General features: G+C 48.2%; 13 protein-coding genes. 5 read left to right on the top strand and 8 right to left on the bottom strand.

Features of this window, described 5'->3' with window-relative positions:
- Positions 1-223 precede the first annotated feature (223 nt).
- Both mdh and ICL55_RS18785 read right to left on the bottom strand, forming a co-directional pair.
- The gene (gene mdh, locus ICL55_RS18790; protein WP_168871774.1) at positions 224-1165 is read right to left on the bottom strand and encodes a malate dehydrogenase; all 942 of its coding nucleotides are present in this window, start codon (positions 1163-1165) and stop codon (positions 224-226) included.
- Positions 1166-1243: 78 nt separating this feature from the next.
- A complete protein-coding gene (locus ICL55_RS18785; protein ID WP_188100035.1) occupies positions 1244-1714 on the bottom strand; it encodes a peroxiredoxin family protein in 471 nt (156 codons plus the stop codon).
- 235 nt (positions 1715-1949) lie between these two features.
- On the opposite strand from ICL55_RS18785, the gene efp reads away from it, so the two are divergent.
- From efp to accC, 3 genes are all read left to right on the top strand, one after another.
- Positions 1950-2516 carry an elongation factor P gene (gene efp / locus ICL55_RS18780; RefSeq protein WP_188100033.1) on the top strand — a complete coding sequence of 189 codons (567 nt, stop codon included), beginning with the start codon at positions 1950-1952 and terminating at the stop codon, positions 2514-2516.
- 108 nt (positions 2517-2624) lie between these two features.
- Positions 2625-3110 carry an acetyl-CoA carboxylase biotin carboxyl carrier protein gene (gene accB / locus ICL55_RS18775; RefSeq protein ID WP_188100031.1) on the top strand — a complete coding sequence of 162 codons (486 nt, stop codon included), beginning with the start codon at positions 2625-2627 and terminating at the stop codon, positions 3108-3110.
- 127 nt (positions 3111-3237) lie between these two features.
- The gene (gene accC / locus ICL55_RS18770) at positions 3238-4575 is read left to right on the top strand and encodes an acetyl-CoA carboxylase biotin carboxylase subunit (protein WP_188100029.1); all 1338 of its coding nucleotides are present in this window, start codon (positions 3238-3240) and stop codon (positions 4573-4575) included.
- Positions 4576-4637: 62 nt separating this feature from the next.
- Here the strand turns inward: accC and ICL55_RS18765 are convergent, their stop codons facing one another.
- The 3 genes from ICL55_RS18765 to ICL55_RS18755 all read right to left on the bottom strand — a co-directional run bounded on the left by ICL55_RS18765 (position 4638) and on the right by ICL55_RS18755 (position 8303).
- The gene (locus ICL55_RS18765; protein WP_188100027.1) at positions 4638-5459 is read right to left on the bottom strand and encodes a hypothetical protein; all 822 of its coding nucleotides are present in this window, start codon (positions 5457-5459) and stop codon (positions 4638-4640) included.
- A 170-nt stretch (positions 5460-5629) separates the two neighbouring features.
- Positions 5630-7819 (bottom strand): glutamine synthetase III family protein, encoded by a 2190-nt coding sequence (locus tag ICL55_RS18760; protein WP_188100025.1) that lies wholly within the window; start codon positions 7817-7819, stop codon positions 5630-5632.
- 58 nt (positions 7820-7877) lie between these two features.
- On the bottom strand, positions 7878-8303 hold the full coding sequence (locus ICL55_RS18755; RefSeq protein ID WP_188100023.1) for a hypothetical protein: 426 nt from the start codon (positions 8301-8303) through the stop codon (positions 7878-7880).
- Positions 8304-8361: 58 nt separating this feature from the next.
- Between ICL55_RS18755 and purL the strand changes: the two genes are divergently transcribed.
- On the top strand, positions 8362-10584 hold the full coding sequence (gene purL / locus ICL55_RS18750; RefSeq protein ID WP_188100021.1) for a phosphoribosylformylglycinamidine synthase subunit PurL: 2223 nt from the start codon (positions 8362-8364) through the stop codon (positions 10582-10584).
- Positions 10585-10740: 156 nt separating this feature from the next.
- Here purL and ICL55_RS18745 read toward each other — a convergent pair whose 3' ends face one another.
- The 3 genes from ICL55_RS18745 to ICL55_RS18735 form a co-directional block, all read right to left on the bottom strand.
- Positions 10741-13065, bottom strand: a complete 2325-nt coding sequence (locus ICL55_RS18745) for a TonB-dependent receptor (RefSeq protein ID WP_188100018.1) — start codon at positions 13063-13065, stop codon at positions 10741-10743.
- A gap of 2 nt (positions 13066-13067) precedes the next feature.
- Positions 13068-14144, bottom strand: a complete 1077-nt coding sequence (locus ICL55_RS18740; protein WP_188100016.1) for a PepSY-associated TM helix domain-containing protein — start codon at positions 14142-14144, stop codon at positions 13068-13070.
- A gap of 688 nt (positions 14145-14832) precedes the next feature.
- Entirely contained in the window at positions 14833-16074 is a 1242-nt protein-coding gene (locus ICL55_RS18735) for an aminotransferase class I/II-fold pyridoxal phosphate-dependent enzyme (protein WP_169228485.1), read from the bottom strand.
- Positions 16075-16244: 170 nt separating this feature from the next.
- On the opposite strand from ICL55_RS18735, the gene pafA reads away from it, so the two are divergent.
- Positions 16245-17915, top strand: a complete 1671-nt coding sequence (pafA, locus tag ICL55_RS18730; RefSeq protein ID WP_188100014.1) for an alkaline phosphatase PafA — start codon at positions 16245-16247, stop codon at positions 17913-17915.
- Positions 17916-17926 lie beyond the last annotated feature (11 nt).

Below are 17926 nucleotides of genomic sequence, written 5' to 3'. Positions count from 1 at the left end.
AGCGAAATGGTGCCCGTTCGATTTGGAAGTATTTCATTTATACCAGTTTATGCAGGCTCTAATCAAAATTACGAATCTTTTTTAACACTGGTTAACATTCGCTGCGGGGTAGTGAAAGGTATTTTTCCCGGTGATGGGAGTTGATTTTATAAATGACAACGGATTACAGCAGCGAAAAAAATATTTTCGGTTGCTGTAATCCGTGATAATGTTTGGATACAGGTTAAGCAGTAGCAGACTGCATTTTATCCAGGACGTCCATTACTTCTTTCACGTGTTGGGCAGAAGTATTGAGCAGTGCTTTTTCGTCGGCATTGAGTTGCAGTTCCAGTATTTTTTCGATACCGTTTTTACCCAGTACAACCGGAACGCCCAGGTAGATGTCTTTCAGTCCGTATTCGCCGGTAAGCCATGCGCAAACGGGGAAGATACGTTTTTCGTCCTTCACGATGGCTTCCACCATCTGAGCAGCAGCGGCGCCGGGAGCGTACCAGGCGGAAGTACCGAGGAGGTTTACGATTTCGCCGCCACCTACTTTGGTGCGTTGGATGATAGCATCGAGTTTGTCGGCAGCTACCAGTTCAGTTACCGGGATACCGCTTACGGTGGTATAACGGGGGAGGGGTACCATGGTGTCTCCATGGCCGCCCATCAGGATGGCCTGAATATCTTTAGGGGAACATCCGATTTCATCTGCCAGGAAAGCGCGGTAGCGGGCGGTATCGAGGATGCCGGCCATACCGAATACTTTGGAGCTGCTTTTTTTAGCAGTGAGGTAAGCGCAATAGGTCATCACGTCCAGCGGGTTGCTGACAACGATGATGATAGCGTCTGGTGAGTGTTTGGTGATATTTTCAGTGACTGATTTAACGATATTGGCGTTGGTGGAAATCAGGTCATCGCGGCTCATACCGGGTTTGCGGGGAAGGCCGGAGGTGATGACAACGACATCACTGTTGGCAGTTTTGGCGTAATCGTTGGTAACGCCGGTCACCTTGGTGCTGTAATAATCAATGGGAGCCTGCTGCCAGGTGTCCAGCGCCTTTCCTTCAGCTGTTCCTTCCTTAATATCCAGTAAAACCACTTCCTGCAGAAAATCTCTATGGGCCAGCACATTGGCGCAGGTAGCGCCCACATTCCCAGCTCCTACTACTGTAACTTTCATTTTGTCGATAGCTTTAAAAGTGAAGAATGATTATAATAAACAAATGTAATGATTCGGGATCAGATCCGGCCGCCGTGTTTATTGCCATTTCAGCGGGCGACTGGCCAGGTAATGTACGAGTGAGTCCAGTTTAACGGTGCCCTCAAATCCTTTGATGAACTGTTGTTTTTTATCGTACAGATAAAGTCCCGGGAAGTAGTGCAGGTCGTAGAAATACATGATCTGACGGGTAGGTTCGCTGGCCATAATAATGTTGGGGTACTTTTTGATATTATAGTGATCATAATATTCCTTCATCTGCTCTACCTTAAAGGGGGTTACCATCAGAATCTGTACATTTTTGAACTTATCGATGTTTTTCAGCACTTCTTCTGTCAGGTGTTTACAGTGGTCACAATCCACACTGAAAACAAACACCATGGTCTTTTCGTTTTTGCGGAGATCATTTTTAGTAAAGGTATTGCCATCGGTGAGGATCATCGGGAACGCCGGGACGATGGGATACTGCAAATAGGCCGGTTTGGAAGGGGTGGTAGTTTGAGCCTTCATAAACATTGGCACACAACACAATACAAATAATAAAAACTGACGCATACTATTATGAATTTGCTTGATTTAAAATTCAATTTAGCCCTTTAATGTCATTTATTGGAGAAAAAAGACGAAAATTGGGTCGAAAAGAGACTAATCTGCCTAATTTTAGGAATTTAGTGTTCGTTCATATGCAAAAATTTCTACTTTTGCAATCCGTATAAATTTTTAACTTAAAATCAGTAACCTATTTATGGCTACCACCGCAGATATCAGAACAGGATTAATTATCAAGCTGGATAACAGTTTGTATTCTGTTGTAGAGTTTGGTCAAAACAAAACCGCCCGTGCTGCAGCAAAAGTTTGGGCTAAATTGAAGGGCGTTGATAATAGCCGTTCTATAGAGCACACCTGGAACTCCGGCGATACCATTTTCCCGGTTCGTATTGAGAAAAAGGCATTCCAGTTTTTATATAAGGATGACACCGGTTACAATTTCATGGACAACGAGACGTTTGAGCAGATTGCTATGGCAGAACAGGCCATCGACGCTCCTCAGTTCCTGAAAGAAGGCCAGGAAGTAATGGTTCAGATCAATACTGAAACTGAACAGTACATGGCGGTAGAACTGCCTGATAAAATTGTGGTAACAGTAACTTATTCAGAACCAGGTGTAAAAGGTGATACGGCTACCCGTACCCTGAAACCTGCTACTGTGGAGACAGGTGCTACTGTCATGGTGCCGTTGTTTGTGGATGAGGGAGAACAGATCCGTGTGAATACCAAAACCGGCGAATACATCGAAAGAGTAAAGGCGTAATTCATTCTCTGAAATTATTTATCTGGCTACCGGGCTGCCTCAGGGCGGCCCCGGTTGTCCGGTAAAGGACCATATACGTTCATAAATTATAAACCAAAAACTGTCTACATGGACTTTAAACAGATTCAGGAACTGGTAAAAATGATCAACAAATCAAATATCAGTGAACTGAGCATTGAGCAGGACAAGTTCAAGATTACAATAAAACAGAAAGACAACGAAGTACAACAGGTAATCGCTGTTCCTGCGGCCGCAGCGCCGATTCAGACGGTAGCAGCGGTAGCTCCGGCCGCCGCCCCGGTACAGGCAGCAGCAACACCTGCAGCAGCCGCACCAGCTGCTCCCAAAGCAGATAACCTGATTACTATCAAATCTCCTATGATCGGTACCTTCTACCGTTCAGCAGGACCTGATAAAGCTCCTTTCGTGAACGTAGGTGATGAAATTGCTGCCGGCAAGGTAGTATGCATCATTGAAGCGATGAAGTTATTCAACGAAATCGAAAGTGAAGTAAGCGGTAAGATCGTCAAAGTGCTTGTTGACGATGCCACTCCGGTAGAATACGATCAACCTTTGTTTTTAGTAGAACCGTAATAACAGCCATTAGTGCTCAGCAGTTAGCCTTTAGCCTCTGACAGATTTTTTGTAGGGTTAAAGGCTAACTACTAAGAACTAATGGCTGCCTGCTACTTAGCTATTATATCAACTTATAAGGAAAACAATGTTTAAAAAAATATTGATTGCCAACCGTGGTGAGATTGCCCTTCGGATTATCCGTACCTGTAAGGAAATGGGTATCAAAACGGTAGCAGTTTATTCTACTGCAGATAAAGACAGCCTGCATGTGAAGTTTGCGGATGAAGCTGTGTGTATTGGTAAACCACAAAGCAGCGAATCTTACCTGAACATCCCTCACCTCATGGCTGCCGCCGAGATCACCAACGCAGACGCTATCCACCCGGGATATGGTTTCCTGGCGGAGAACGCGCGTTTTGCCGAAATCTGTGGCGAACATGGTATCAAATTCATCGGCCCCACTCCGGAGATGATCCGCAAAATGGGCGACAAGATGACTGCGAAAGAAACCATGATTGCTGCCGGCGTACCGGTAATCCCGGGATCTGAAGGCCTGCTCCAGAGCGTTGAAGAAGCCAAAACCCTCGCTAAAGCAATGGGCTTGCCCGTTATCCTGAAAGCTACTGCCGGCGGCGGTGGTAAAGGTATGCGTGTGGTATGGGACGAGAGCGAACTGGAAAATGCCTATAACATGGCTAAAAATGAAGCCCGCGCTGCTTTCAATAACGACGGTATCTACATGGAGAAATTCGTGGAAGAGCCCCGTCACATTGAAATCCAGGTTGCTGGTGACCAATATGGCAAAGTATGCCACCTGTCTGAAAGGGACTGCTCTATCCAGCGCCGTCACCAGAAACTGGTGGAGGAATCTCCTTCTCCTTTCATGACACCGGAACTGCGCGAGAAAATGGGCGAAGCGGCTATCAAAGCTGCCAGCGCCATTAACTATGAAAGCGTAGGTACCATCGAATTCCTGGTAGATAAACACCGCAACTTCTACTTCATGGAAATGAACACCCGTATCCAGGTGGAACACGGTGTGACAGAAGAGGTGATCAATTTTGACCTGGTAAAGGAACAAATCAAGATCGCTGCCGGTATTCCTATCTCCGGTAAAAACTATACGCCGCAGATGCACGCTATCGAGTGCCGTATCAATGCGGAAGATCCGTACAATGATTTCCGTCCTTCTCCGGGCAAAATCACTACCCTGCATATTCCGGGCGGCCACGGCGTACGCGTGGATTCCCATATCTATGCCGGTTATGTAATCCCTCCGTTCTATGACTCTATGGTGGCTAAAATCATCACCATGGCGCAAACCCGTGAGGAAGCCATCAACACGATGGAACGTGCCCTGAGCGAGTTCGTGATTGAAGGCGTTAAAACAACTATTCCTTTCCATCAGCAGCTGATGCGCAACGAAGACTTCCGTAAAGGCAACTTTACGACCAAGTTTACCGAAACCTTCAAACTGGTGTAAGAAAGTGCACTGTATTGGAAAAGCTCCGGAGATGTCTCCGGAGCTTTTCTGTTTTAAGGTGGTTACTGGTAGCGGATAGCAGTGTGGTGAAACGGAATGCCCAGTACATAAGAACTCTGCGGATACGGTGGTGCAGGAAATTCCAGCGGCAGTCCGTAGGAATTGTAACTCACTACCTGGTTCGGGTTGTTGCGGCTGTAATCTCTGTCGATGAACTGCCACAGTGGATGCAGCCGGCGGAAATTGATTTTGTTGTCATATACCGGATAGACGATGGTCGTATCTGGTTGTATGCCCATTGCGGTAATTTCTTCGGTGATGTTTTGTATTCTCCAGGCGTTACCGCTGCTGTTGTAGGAATAGTCAATGGTGCTCCGGAAGACGGGCGGATGCGTAGGCATCTCAGTGGCCACTGCCCGGATGATGCGGTTAAGGCTATCATACTGATAGGTGGTGGTACGGAGGCGCTGGCCGCCAATGCCGACCGGGGTGACGGTCGTGTCAAACGTACCGAAGACATATGCAGTGTCCCTGATAATGCGGCCGGCGGCGTCATACACATAACGATGGGCCATTTCAAAGGTTTCTAAAGAGCTGTAGGAGCCGATTCTGGCGACCAGCCGCTGCTGGTTGTCGTACCGGAACAGCCACATAGGTCTGCCTGTGCCTACCAGGGTAGGGATAATCCTGGTGGGGTTGCCCTGGCTGTTGTAGTACAGCCGGAACGAGTCGGCATACAGCGGGTCCAGTTCTTTCAGCAGCGTAATCCTGACGGTGGGATGTCCGGGGACTACGATGGGGCCGTTGGGTTTGAGGCAGGCAGTCAGGAACAGGGCGGTAAAGATGGTGCAATACAGTAGCAGGCCCAATGGATTTTTTTTCATGGGTATATTGATTTTGGGTGAGGAAAAGCTTTCCTGGCGTGGGTGTACGGGTTAAAAGGGCAGGAGGGGCAACGGTCAGGGATATACTTTAAAGTACATAGAAATCAGGAAAAAACAAAGCCCCGGATAAAAATCCGGGGCTAATCATACACCAAAACAATCTTACGGTTTTATCGCAAGAAAAGCAGTTCTCTGTACTTAGGCAGTGCCCATCTTTTATCATCTACCAGGAATTCCAGTTTATCGGAGTGGTAGCGGATAATATCGAAGTACGGTTTAATTTTTTCGCAGTATTCAATCGCTTTCTGGCGGCTGTCGGTCAACTTGTTGGTCACTTTACGTTGCTCGATCATAGCCTGAACGTTTTCACTGATCACATTGATGTGTTCAGATATTTTGGCAGCGATTTGTGTTTGTGCTTTGTAGGCAGCTTCACCCATGCCAATTTCTTTCAGTCCGCGGATATTGCTGATCAGGTCATTGAGGTAGCTGATAGCTGCGGGTAAAATAGTGTTGGTGGCCAGGTCACCGATTACACGGGCTTCGATCTGAACTTTCTTCACATAGTCTTCGAGCAGGATCTCGTGACGGGCGTGTAATTCTTTTTCGGTATAAACACCGGTTTCGGAGTACAGCTTGGAGGCTTTAGGAGTGATCATCGCATCCAGCGCTTTAGGCGTGGTTTTGATGTTCTGTAAACCTCTTCTTTCGGCTTCTTTTTCCCATTCTTCGCTGTAGCCGTCGCCTTCGAACAATATTTTTTCCGAATCTACAATATATTTCCGAAGAGTTTGCATGATGGCAATCTCTTTTTTCTCACCTTTTTCGATCAGGCCGTCCACTTCCACTTTAAAGTCGGTCAGGGTTTTGGCCACGATGGTGTTCAGTACGGTCATAGCGGAGGCGCAGTTGGCAGTAGAACCTACGGCGCGGAACTCGAACTTGTTACCGGTGAACGCAAAAGGAGAGGTACGGTTACGGTCGGTGTTGTCCAGCATCAGTTCAGGAATGTGACGGTGCAGGTCCAGTTTGAGGATGGCCTCGTCTTGTTCGTCGAACTTGTTGCTTACGCGGGATTTTACTTCCTGCAGTACATCGTAGAGATATTTACCGGAGAATACGGAGATAATAGCAGGAGGCGCTTCGTTGGCACCCAGACGGAAGTCGTTGCTGGCAGAAGCGATAGCAGCTCTCAGCAGGTCGGCGTAGTCATGTACCGCTTTGATGGTGTTCACGAAGAAGGTGAGGAACATCAGGTTGGTTTTCGGGGTTTTGCCCGGAGCCAGCAGGTTCACACCAGTATCGGTGGCCATGCTCCAGTTGTTGTGTTTACCGGAACCGTTGATGCCAGCGAATGGTTTTTCGTGCAGCAGCACTTTCAGTTTGTGGCGTTTGGCCACTTTATTCATGATGTCCATCAGCAGGGAGTTGTGGTCCACTGCGATGTTCACTTCTTCAAATATAGGAGCGCATTCGAACTGGGAAGGAGCTACTTCATTGTGGCGTGTTCTTAACGGAATGCCCAGTTTGTAGGATTCTTCTTCGAAATCGCGCATGTACGCGTAAATACGCTCAGGGATGGAACCGAAGTAGTGGTCTTCCAGCTGTTGACCTTTGGAAGGTGCGTGACCTACCACGGTACGGCCGGTCATGAGCAGGTCAGGACGGGCGTTAGCCAGGTTTTCATCTACCAGGAAGTATTCCTGTTCCCAACCGAGGGTAGGAGTTACTTTGGTAACATTTTTATCGAAGTAGTTGCATACGTCTACTGCGGCTTTGTCGATAGCGGCCAGTGCTTTCAGCAGTGGAGCTTTGTAGTCCAGTGATTCGCCGGTATAAGAAACAAATATAGTAGGGATGCAGAGGGTTTTACCATAACCCTGTTCCAGGATAAAAGCAGGAGAGGAAGGATCCCAGGCAGTGTAGCCACGGGCTTCAAAAGTAGCTCTCAGACCGCCGTTAGGGAAGCTGGAGGCATCGGGCTCCTGTTGTACCAGGGCGTCGCCGTCGAAAGTTTCCAGGGCAGATCCATCACCTTTCAGGGTGAAGAATGAGTCGTGTTTTTCAGCAGTGGTGCCGGTTAACGGCTGAAACCAGTGAGTGTAGTGGGTTACTCCCTTTTTCATAGCCCAGGCTTTCATGCCGGAAGCGATTTGCTCCGCCATTTTGCGTTCCAGCTTAGTGCCATTCTTAATGGAGTTCATCAGGCTTTTATAAGCCTCGTCACTCAGGTATTCTCTTACAATTCTTCCGGCAAAAACATTGCTGCCAAATACCTCGGTGATTTTACCGTTGTGTTCGGGAAGATTGGTGTCTACGCCAGCTAATCCTTCCAGCGCGGTGAAACGTAACGATTGCATGCTGTAATAATTTTAATACAAAAGAACGCCAACGTCGCTGGAAATGCAAATAAATTGTTCACTTTAACCAAAAAATTACATTTCTTGGTTTATAAAGGCGATTTTTTTGAGAAATGAATAAAAAAAAGATGTTGTCGATGTCTGAAACTGATGAATTAAAAAATTTATAATATGAAAATGCTGATGTGATGCCATGTGATGCATCCCATAAAACCCAGGGCTGAAGCCCCGGGCTACGATTGTTGTTCAGACGCCTTTTAGAAGATGCAGGCGTTATCGGGTGAGTTTTATAGTTACCTGGGAATCGATAGAAGCTTCCCGGATAGGAACTTCCCCGGAAACCCGGCTTTCCGGGAAGATGGGCCATATCCCATAGCATCTTATCAGGATGGCCCAATAACATCATAGCCCGGGGCTGAAGCCCCGGGGACAAATGCATCCCCATTTTTACGCCCTTTAACCCCTCATTCTTGGCATTTGCCATAAAATCTTGTAGGTTTGCATCTTCTTTTTAATTACTCGTTTTTTTATACTTAAACTACATGCAAACCACCGTAGAAATTGCTGAACAGCTGGGCCTTACTGCTGACGAGTTTGAACGAATTGAATCTATCTTAGGGCGTAATCCCAACTTTACCGAATTGAGTATGTACTCCGTTATGTGGAGTGAGCACTGCTCTTACAAAAACTCAATCGTATGGCTGAAGTCATTACCACGTGAAGGTGACCGCCTCCTCGTAAAGGCTGGTGAGGAAAACGCCGGACTGGTAGATATCGGTGATGGATACGCAGTTGTATTTAAAATAGAATCCCATAACCACCCTTCAGCAATTGAGCCTTTCCAGGGCGCTGCTACCGGGGTTGGTGGTATCCACCGCGATATCTTCACAATGGGCGCCCGCCCCATTGCGGCACTGAACTCCCTGCGCTTCGGCAATATCAATGATAAAAAAACACAGCACCTGGTAAAAGGTATCGTTCACGGTATCGGTCACTATGGTAACTGCTTCGGTGTTCCAACCGTAGGCGGCGAAACTTATTTTGAAGACTGCTACGGTACCAACCCGCTGGTAAACGCGATGAGCGTGGGTATCGTAAAAGTAGGCCAGACAGTTTCCGCTACCTCCCACGGTGAAGGCAACCCGGTTTTCATCGTAGGTTCCGCTACCGGTAAAGACGGTATCGGCGGCGCTTCTTTCGCTTCTGCCAACATCACGGAAGACAGTGCGGAAGACCTGCCGGCTGTACAGGTAGGTGACCCTTTCCAGGAAAAGAAACTGCTGGAAGCCTGCCTCGAAGTAATTAAAACCAACGCTATCATCGGTATGCAGGATATGGGCGCTGCCGGTATCACCTGCTCTACTGCCGAAATGAGCGCCAAAGGCGAACATGGCATGCACATCTGGCTGGATAAAGTGCCTACCCGCCAGGAAAATATGAAAGGATGGGAAATGCTGCTGAGCGAAAGCCAGGAACGCATGCTCATCGTCGTGAAAAAAGGTCAGGAAAAAGCAGTACTCGACATCTTCGAAAAATGGGACCTGCACTGCGTTCAGATCGGTGAAGTAACCAAAGACACCAACCTGAAGTTCTATATGAACGGTGAACTGGAAGCGGACGTTCCTGCTGAAAGCCTCGTGCTCGGTGGCGGCGCTCCTCAATATCACCGCGCTTATACGGAACCTGCCTACTTCCAGAAAGTGAAGGCGTTCGATATTCAGAACGTTCCGGATACAGAACACGCCCGCTTCGCAGCGGAAAGAATCATCGCACTGCCTAACATCGCTTCCAAACGCTGGATCTACAACCAGTACGACAGCATGGTAGGTACTGCCAATGCCACTACCAACGCACCAAGCGACGCTCCGATCGTACTGGTAAAAGGTACCAAAAAAGCGCTGGCAATGACGACCGACTGTAACAGCCGTTACGTATTTGCTGATCCGCACAAAGGCGGCCAGATCGCTGTGGCGGAAGCTGCCCGTAACATCGTTTGCTCCGGCGGTGAACCACTGGCTATCACCAACTGCCTCAACTTCGGCAACCCTTACGATCCGGAAGTTTACTACCAGTTCGTCCATGCAGTACAAGGTATGGGCGAAGCCTGCCGCAAGTTCAATACCCCGGTTACCGGCGGTAACGTGAGCTTCTACAACCAATCACCTGATGGCGCGGTATATCCCACTCCTACTATCGGTATGGTGGGCCTGCTCGACAGCATCGATCAACGTATCACCCTCGACTTCAAAGAAGCCGGTGACCTGGTATACATGATTGGCCGCAGCCGCAACGATATCAACAGCTCCGAATATCTGCACAAAATCATCGGTATCGAATACAGCCCTGCTCCTCACTTCAACCTCGAAGAGGAACTGCAGTTACAGCAGGCTATCACTAAACTGAACAAAGCCGGCCTGATCCAGTCCGCGCACGATATCAGCGAAGGTGGTCTGTTCGTTACCATGATAGAAAGCGCTATGCCAAGAGGCCTGGGCTTTGAACTGCAACTGAATGATAAATTCCGTAAAGACGCCTACCTCTTCGGTGAAAGCCAAAGCCGTGTAGTCGTTACCGTTAAACCGGAAAATAAAGAGAAATTTGAAGCACTGATGCACGGCCTGGTAGACGCTACAGAAGTTTCTGTACGTTACGTGAAAATTGGCGCCGTAACCGGTGATCACGTGAAAGTAGGTGGTGAAGACTGGGGTAAAGTAAGCGACTGGAAACAGATCTACGATACTTCTGTGGAAGAACACCTGAAATAGTCACGAAGTCACGCAAAGGCGCAAAGCAGCAAAGCAGCAAAGAATTATTTTTTAAGAATGATAAGAAAACAAAGGAGCGAAGATCATTTGATCTTCGCTCCTTTGTTTTCTTATATATTTTTCTTTGCGTCTTTGCTGCTTTGCGCCTTTGCGTGATTAGAAATTATACCGGAAACCCAGATTAAACCGGGCGCCACTGCCTTTGATATAAGAATCCGTTCTCACTCTCGCCTGCGACATCACCGGATAATAATCAGCATTCAGCAGATTGTCTACCCCCAGCCGGAAAGAAGCGGCAGGGCTGAAACGATAAGCTGTATACAGGTTCACCAGCGAAAAATCACCCACGGGTCCGTTGCCCAGATCATACTCTTTGGTAGTGGGATTAGGATCAAAACGTTTACGCACGCCGGAGTAGATGTAATACACACCCAGGTCCCATTGTTTGAGCGGAGAATAATTCACATTGACGGTCATCTTATCCGGTGTAATACGGGTAGTGGGCAGCCATGTCCTCACACCGTTCACCTCCTTTTTACCTTCTACGTGTGTGTAAGATGCGTTGGCAGAGAGCTGGGGCAGGAACTGATAGCCAGCTGTCAGTTCGAAGCCGTGTACCCGCTCGGGTGCTCTTTCGGGTACTGCTACGCCATTTACATCTTTCAGACTGGTACCCAGATTGGAAGTGCTGATGAAGTAAGAGCCGGATGCATTGAATTTACCGATGTTGCTGTTGAAACCTGCTTCATAGTTATTGGTAATGATGGCTTTGGTTTCAATGGTATTGATGCTGGTGGAACCGTTGCTGACCGCCTTGGCCAGCCGGAGGGTACGGCCCAGATCATATAAGGAGAAGCTCTGGGAATAGCTGACAAACGGGTTGAAAGCCGGGAACCTGGTATAACGCAGGCCTGCATTGAATACCAGCGCTTCATAAGGCAGGTTGCCGCCTTTCACGAATACGCCGCCGGCATAGTTACCAAACCTGATGGTGGTATAATCAGGAATATCGAGCCGGATGTTCTCATAGCGTAGGCCCGCTTTCACCAGGAAGTCTTTGAACAGGTATGTCTTCAGCTGTGCATAAGGCGCCAGATTTTTCATGTTCATCTCAGGAACGAAGGGACGCCCATCTGTAAGTGGCTGGGCTGTTTTATCGTTCAGTACGTCTATACCCCAGGTGACGTCGCCATGCAGATTGGGATGGAAGTTGAACAATGTATTGAAGTTCACGCGGGCACCCATTTTTTTGGAGGTGATAGCAGAGTTGCCGGGCGGCGCGTAAAAATCGGAATATTCAAATACGGTGTAAAAGTCCTGGTAATACAGGTTTACATTCAGTGAGGTATGACGGAAGATATTTTTGCTGGTAAAATTCACATAGGCGTTGTGGTTATATGGCGTACCCTGTTTGTCCCCGGGATTAGTGCCAACGATACCCGTAATGGGGCGTTGTCCGAATTTACCGCCAGAGTCAACATAAGTGCTGTTTTGCATGGTACGGTAATAGTTGTACATCACCTCCAGCCGGTTGTTCTCATTGAAATTGTAACCCAGCTTTGCAAAAAGATTCACGTTTTCGTTCTGGCTGAGTGACTGGAAAGGGGCTATGACCTGGCCTTTAGCGTCTTTGTTGACACCGGTTTGCTCATAGGTGCCGGCTACTACATAGTCGAAATGATTGATCCGGCCGCTGAACTGTTGCGCCACGCGTGCACCAAGGCTATTGGCCGCGCTGGTGAGCGAACCACTGGCGCTGATATCGGTACTGCCGCTAAAACGTTTATTGGGATTGGCTTTGATGGTAATGAAGTTGATGATTCCTCCATCGGCACCGTTGCCATAGATAGCGGTGGAACCTTTGATCACTTCCACTCTTTCGATAACGGAAACATCAATGCTGCGCATGTCTTTATCGCCATTGCGCAGCGGGGTCGACTGTGGAATGCCATCGATCATGATCAGCATACCGCGGCCACGCAGTGTTTGGCCTTTATTGGTAGAGGTATTGCTCCCCAGCGTAAGGCCCGGCACGTTCATGCTGAGCAGCTGGTTGATGTCTGTGGTGATGGCACTTTGTTCCCGCAGTTGTTTACCACTGATGATGGTAATAGAAGAAGGGACGGTGCCCAGTGTTTCTTTATTGCGACTGGCGGTGACCACTATTTCATTCAGGCCAACGTCCGATGGCTGTACCGTGAGTGCAAGGGTGGTGATGCTATCAGCGATGGTAACCGGTTGTTCCAGCGTGTTGTAACCGATGCCCGTAGCGATCAGTTTATAGTTGCCGGGTTTTATGTTCTGGATGCTGAAAGTACCGTCAGGGGCGGAGATCGCGTGTTTCTGTGTTCCTGCCAGATAGATACGTAGCATGGGAACGGCTGTTTGTGCCGTATCCCGGATGGTGCCGGTCAGTTTTTGTGCAGTCGTCTGTAAAGTAACCAGGAGTGTCAGTAAACACAGTACCAGGTATTGTTTCATTTTCAAAGCTGATGTTTTTTAATGATGTATTTCCGGCGATACCATATCAGAAATCCTGATACGGAAAGGATACCGGGTGTTAAGCCCAGAAGGACATACAGTATTTTAACAGGAATGCCGCCATAGTTGCCGTAATGGAGCGGGGCCATGGCCGCGTTGAATTTATCGCCCCAGGGTGCCTGGCTGAAATTAACGGTCTTTTTTATCTGCCCGTTGACGTCGAAATGTACAGCAGAGCTGTAGCGGCCCCAGATAGCGGCTTCGTGGGCGTGGCCCAGAATACGTATCGGATCGCCGGCTTTTTTAGGCGGGCGGATGCCCATTGGTTCGAAACCCGGGATTTGTGCGGAAGCTTTGTTTAGTAATGATTCATAATCAACGGAAATAGGGGCGCCCACATTGGGAAAGGGGCCGGTAGTTTTTCGGTTGTCCAGTACTTTCAGCTGCATCATAAAGCCGGTGAAGGCAATGAGGAGATTGAACAGCAGGGCCCACACGCCCACTATACGGTGCAGGTTGCGCCAACGCCGGGTGCGACTGCCCCATTCAGGCTTCAGGCGGAAGGTCAGTACTTTGACTACTGATTTCCGATATACCCAGATGCCGGTGAGGAGCGATATAAACAGCAGCATGGCAACGGTCAGCATTACTTTAGCGCCGGTTTTTCCGCTGAGCAGGGAAAAGTGCAGATATATCAGAAAGCCGGAGAAGTAACCGGTGTTGGTATGTTGGTGGACCACCTCCCCGGTGTAGGGATTGAGGAAGAGGTATACTTTATGATCTGGCCCGTATTCCGCCCTGATGATGGCTGGTTCTTCCGGTGTTTGTGGCAGCCGGGAGAAGAACAGATAGGGAGTACCACCCCGGAGGGATCGACCGGCTTGTTGTAATAGCTCAAACAGCGGTTTGCGCTGTGTGCCGGGAGCAATATGATAAGTTTCCTGATGCAGGGCTTCGTCTATTTCGTCGCTGAAAACCAACAGGGAGCCTGTTATGCTGGCAAAAAGCAGCATAATGCCTACGATGAGGCCAGTAATACGGTGAACAGTGAAAAGCTGTTTATGCAGGTATTGCTTCAATTTCCTTATTAGTTTTTTTGCCAGCTGCAAAAGGTGACGATTACAGGGCGGGCACGAAAGTGCTATGTCCCGGCGGTTGATAGTGATCAGTTATCTGTTGCACTAACTATTTGCAGTTGTGGCTGCAAAGGTACTGCTGTCGTGCAGGAAGCGTTTACGCAATCGGGAAATTTATTGGTGTAAGGGCAAAAAAAGAGGGATTTTGACAGTTAGCTGATTTATTGTTGCAGTGTAATACTTTAACAAGCTATTAACAAAATACCACATTTGTGTTATGTGATACTGAGAAAACTGCTCTACATTTGAAATGTAACAATGAACACACGCAAAATCTAAAAAAGATTATTATATAAGATACTTGGAATCACTTGGTTATTCCAAATTCTATGAAGACCATATATTCTACCATGTCCTGATGAAAATTTAGTGAAATTTTACACCTAGTGAAAGAACGATTTGAGTAGGGCTGAGGAAACTCAGCCCTTTTGTATTTTAATATTTAAATATTTTGTTCATTGGGTTATTGATATTTACAGATTTTTTGATGTTGTGATTTTTTGATTTTACTCCCTAGGTTTCAAATTTTTATAAACAAATAGCATATTACAATAAATGGAAAGGCCTCCCTGCATTTGCAAGGAGGCCTTCTCTATAAATAACTAAAAAAATCTCAAAATCCGTAAATGGCTTACACCATTGGGATTTCAGCCACCTGATAAACTTTCTCGTCGAGCTTCGCTTTAGTTTCGCTGAAAGCTTTCAGTGTCAGTTCAATGTCCTCGTCTGTGTGAGCAGCAGTTGGGATAAGGCGGTAGATGATCTGGCCTTTTGGAATAACGGGATATACCACGATAGAGCAGAAGATGTTGTAGTTTTCGCGGAGGTCCAGGCACATCGCTGTAGCTTCCGGAATATCACCTTGCAGGTAGATCGGGGTAACGGGGGAGTTGGTTTTACCGATGTTGAAACCGCGGGCTTTCAGGCCGTTCTGCAGTTTATTCACATTTTCCCACAGTTTTGCTTTCATTTCCGGGTGTTTACGCATCAGTTCCACTCTTTTCAGGTGGCCGATAACGATTGGCAGCGGAATAGATTTAGCAAAGATCTGGGAGCGCATATTGTAGCGCAGGTAATTGATGATAGCTTTTTCGCCGCTGATGAAAGCGCCGATAGAAGCACCGGATTTAGCGAAGGTATTAAACAGCAGGTCGATTTTATCCTGAACTCCTTGTTCTTCGCCGGTGCCGGCACCGGTTTTACCCATGGTACCGAAGCCGTGGGCGTCGTCTACCAGCAGGCGGAATTCAAATTTATCTTTCAGTGCAGCGATTTCTTTCAGTTTACCCTGATCACCGGCCATACCGAATACGCCTTCTGTTACTACGAGGATACCGCCACCTTGTGCGTTAGCCAGTTCAGTAGCGCGTCTCAGTTGTTTTTCGCAATCTTCGATATCGTTGTGTTTGAACACATAACGTTTGCCGGGGTGGAGGCGTAAGCCGTCCAGGATGCTGGCGTGGCATTCTGCGTCGTACACAATCACGTCTCTGCGGCCGCAAACAGCGTCAATGGCACTCATGATGCCCTGGTAGCCGTAGTTCAGCAGTGTGGTATCTTCTTTACCCATGTAATCGGACAGTTCGCGCTCGAGCTGCTCGTGATAGTTGGTGTTGCCGCTCATCATGCGGGCGCCCATAGGCGCTGCAAGGCCAAAGTCAGCTGCCGCCTTTGCGTCGGTAGCCCGTACTTCCGGAAGATTGGCCAGCCCCAGGTAGTTGTTGAGGCTCCAAACTATTTTTTCATTGCCCCGGAATTTCATGCGGGGGCCTATTTCTCCTTCCAGCTTAGGAAAGGCGAAATAGCCATGGGCTCTGTCTGAATGCTCCCCAATGGGGCCCATGTGTTTCAGCAGTTTCTCGAAAATATCCATACGCTATATTATGTAATAGTTAAATGCTTTGATAAAAAGAGGACACAAAGGTATTAAAATATTGCTTTTTCTAAACTTCGATTACTTTTGCCAGCGTCATTTTAACGCTTCAGTCCTACCGGCCTCTGCCGGCAAAAGTACGTTTATCTTATAAAAAGCAATAATATCTAATGAAAAGGATCTCCCTGCTTGCCTTTGCCCTGGTGATCGCCACCACAGGCACCCGGGCACAAAAGGCCACTTCACCAAAACCTTTCAATCATCTGGCGACAGCCAAAAGCAGCAAAACAGCTGCCAAACCGAAACTGATCGTAGGCATGGTAGTAGACCAGATGCGCTGGGACTACCTGTACCGCTATAGCAACAGGTACGCTGCCGGAGGCTTTAAAAGACTGCTGCAGGAAGGTTTTTCCTGCGAAAATACACTGATCAACTATACACCTACCATCACCGCATGCGGCCATACCTGCGTGTATACCGGCTCGGTACCGGCTATCCACGGCATTATCGGTAACACCTGGTACAGCAACGAAATAGGCCGTACCATGTACTGCGCGGAAGATACCACTATGACGACCGTCGGCAGTACCTCTGCTGCCGGTAAAATGAGTCCACGCAATATGCTGGTGACCACCATCGGGGATGAACTGCGCCTGTCCAACCACTTCCAGAGCAAAGTAGTAGGCGTAGCGATCAAAGACCGCGGCGCAATTCTGCCGGCTGGCCACAGCGCCAACGCTGCTTACTGGTACGACGGCACTACCGGCAACTGGGTAACCAGCTCTTACTATATGAATGAGCTGCCAGGTTGGGCACAACAGTTCAATAACGAAAAATGGCCTCAGCAATATCTGTCCAAACCCTGGACCACGCTGTATCCTGCGTCTACATACACCCTCAGTACTGCCGATGAAAAAGTGTATGAAGGAAAATATAAAAACAGCACCACCGGCACCTCTTTTCCGCATGACCTGAGCGGGGCTGCCAATAGCTCCATCGCTGCTTCTCCTTTTGGTAATACCATGACCCTGGAATTTGCCAAAAAAGCCATGGAAGCCTACAATATGGGTAAAGGTGCGGTGACCGATTTTCTGGCCATCAGCCTTTCTTCCACGGACTATGTGGGGCACCAGTTTGGCCCTAATTCCATAGAAGCCGAAGATACTTACCTGCGTCTGGACCATGATCTGGCCACGTTCTTCCAGTATCTGGACGCCAATATCGGCAAAGGACAGTACTTGTTCTTTATCACCGCCGATCACGGCGTAGCGCATGTACCAGGGTTCCTGGAAGAAAACAAACTGCCGGGCGGCACCTGGGACGACCGCGCTGCCATGAAAGACCTGAATGAAAAGCTGGCCGCTAAGTTCGGCGTGAAAGACGTGATCAAAGCAGTGGACAACTATCAGCTGTGGCTGAACCACGACCTGATCGAGACTTCCGGCAAGAACTACAACGATATCCAGCAGTTTATCATCTCTAATCTGCAGAAATCCCCTGCCATTGCCAAGGCGTTTCCTATCCGCGATCTGATGGTGACCGTACTGCCTGAACCTATGCGCACCATGATGACCAACGGCTACAATACCAAACGGAGCGGAGATATTCAGATCGTATTGTCCCCCGCTTATATCGATGGTGGCAAAACCGGTACCACACACGGTTTATGGTATCCTTACGATGCACACATCCCGCTGGTATGGATGGGATGGGGTGTTCAGCCTGGTAAAACCAATCGTACGGTGGGTATGACAGATATCGCGCCTACACTGGCGGCGTTGTTACATATCCAGATGCCCAGCGGCAACGTAGGACAAGTGATCCAGGAGATTACTCATTAAAAGTTTATTCC

Source organism: Chitinophaga varians (genome assembly GCF_014529945.1).
Lineage (GTDB): Bacteria > Bacteroidota > Bacteroidia > Chitinophagales > Chitinophagaceae > Chitinophaga > Chitinophaga varians.
Note: the sequence above shows the minus strand (reverse complement) of the source record. Positions and strands in the feature narration are given on the sequence as shown.

Excerpts from the sequence above, each read along its gene's own strand:
- mdh (WP_168871774.1), bottom strand. The coding sequence starts at position 1,165 with ATGAAAGTTACAGTAGTAGGAGCTGGGAATGTGGGCGCTACCTGCGCC.
- accC (WP_188100029.1), top strand. The coding sequence starts at position 3,238 with ATGTTTAAAAAAATATTGATTGCCAACCGTGGTGAGATTGCCCTTCGG.
- ICL55_RS18785 (WP_188100035.1), bottom strand. The coding sequence starts at position 1,714 with ATGAAGGCTCAAACTACCACCCCTTCCAAACCGGCCTATTTGCAGTAT.
- efp (WP_188100033.1), top strand. The coding sequence starts at position 1,950 with ATGGCTACCACCGCAGATATCAGAACAGGATTAATTATCAAGCTGGAT.
- ICL55_RS18755 (WP_188100023.1), bottom strand. The coding sequence starts at position 8,303 with ATGGCAAATGCCAAGAATGAGGGGTTAAAGGGCGTAAAAATGGGGATG.
- ICL55_RS18765 (WP_188100027.1), bottom strand. The coding sequence starts at position 5,459 with ATGAAAAAAAATCCATTGGGCCTGCTACTGTATTGCACCATCTTTACC.
- pafA (WP_188100014.1), top strand. The coding sequence starts at position 16,245 with ATGAAAAGGATCTCCCTGCTTGCCTTTGCCCTGGTGATCGCCACCACA.
- ICL55_RS18760 (WP_188100025.1), bottom strand. The coding sequence starts at position 7,819 with ATGCAATCGTTACGTTTCACCGCGCTGGAAGGATTAGCTGGCGTAGAC.
- purL (WP_188100021.1), top strand. The coding sequence starts at position 8,362 with ATGCAAACCACCGTAGAAATTGCTGAACAGCTGGGCCTTACTGCTGAC.
- ICL55_RS18745 (WP_188100018.1), bottom strand. The coding sequence starts at position 13,065 with ATGAAACAATACCTGGTACTGTGTTTACTGACACTCCTGGTTACTTTA.
- ICL55_RS18735 (WP_169228485.1), bottom strand. The coding sequence starts at position 16,074 with ATGGATATTTTCGAGAAACTGCTGAAACACATGGGCCCCATTGGGGAG.
- accB (WP_188100031.1), top strand. The coding sequence starts at position 2,625 with ATGGACTTTAAACAGATTCAGGAACTGGTAAAAATGATCAACAAATCA.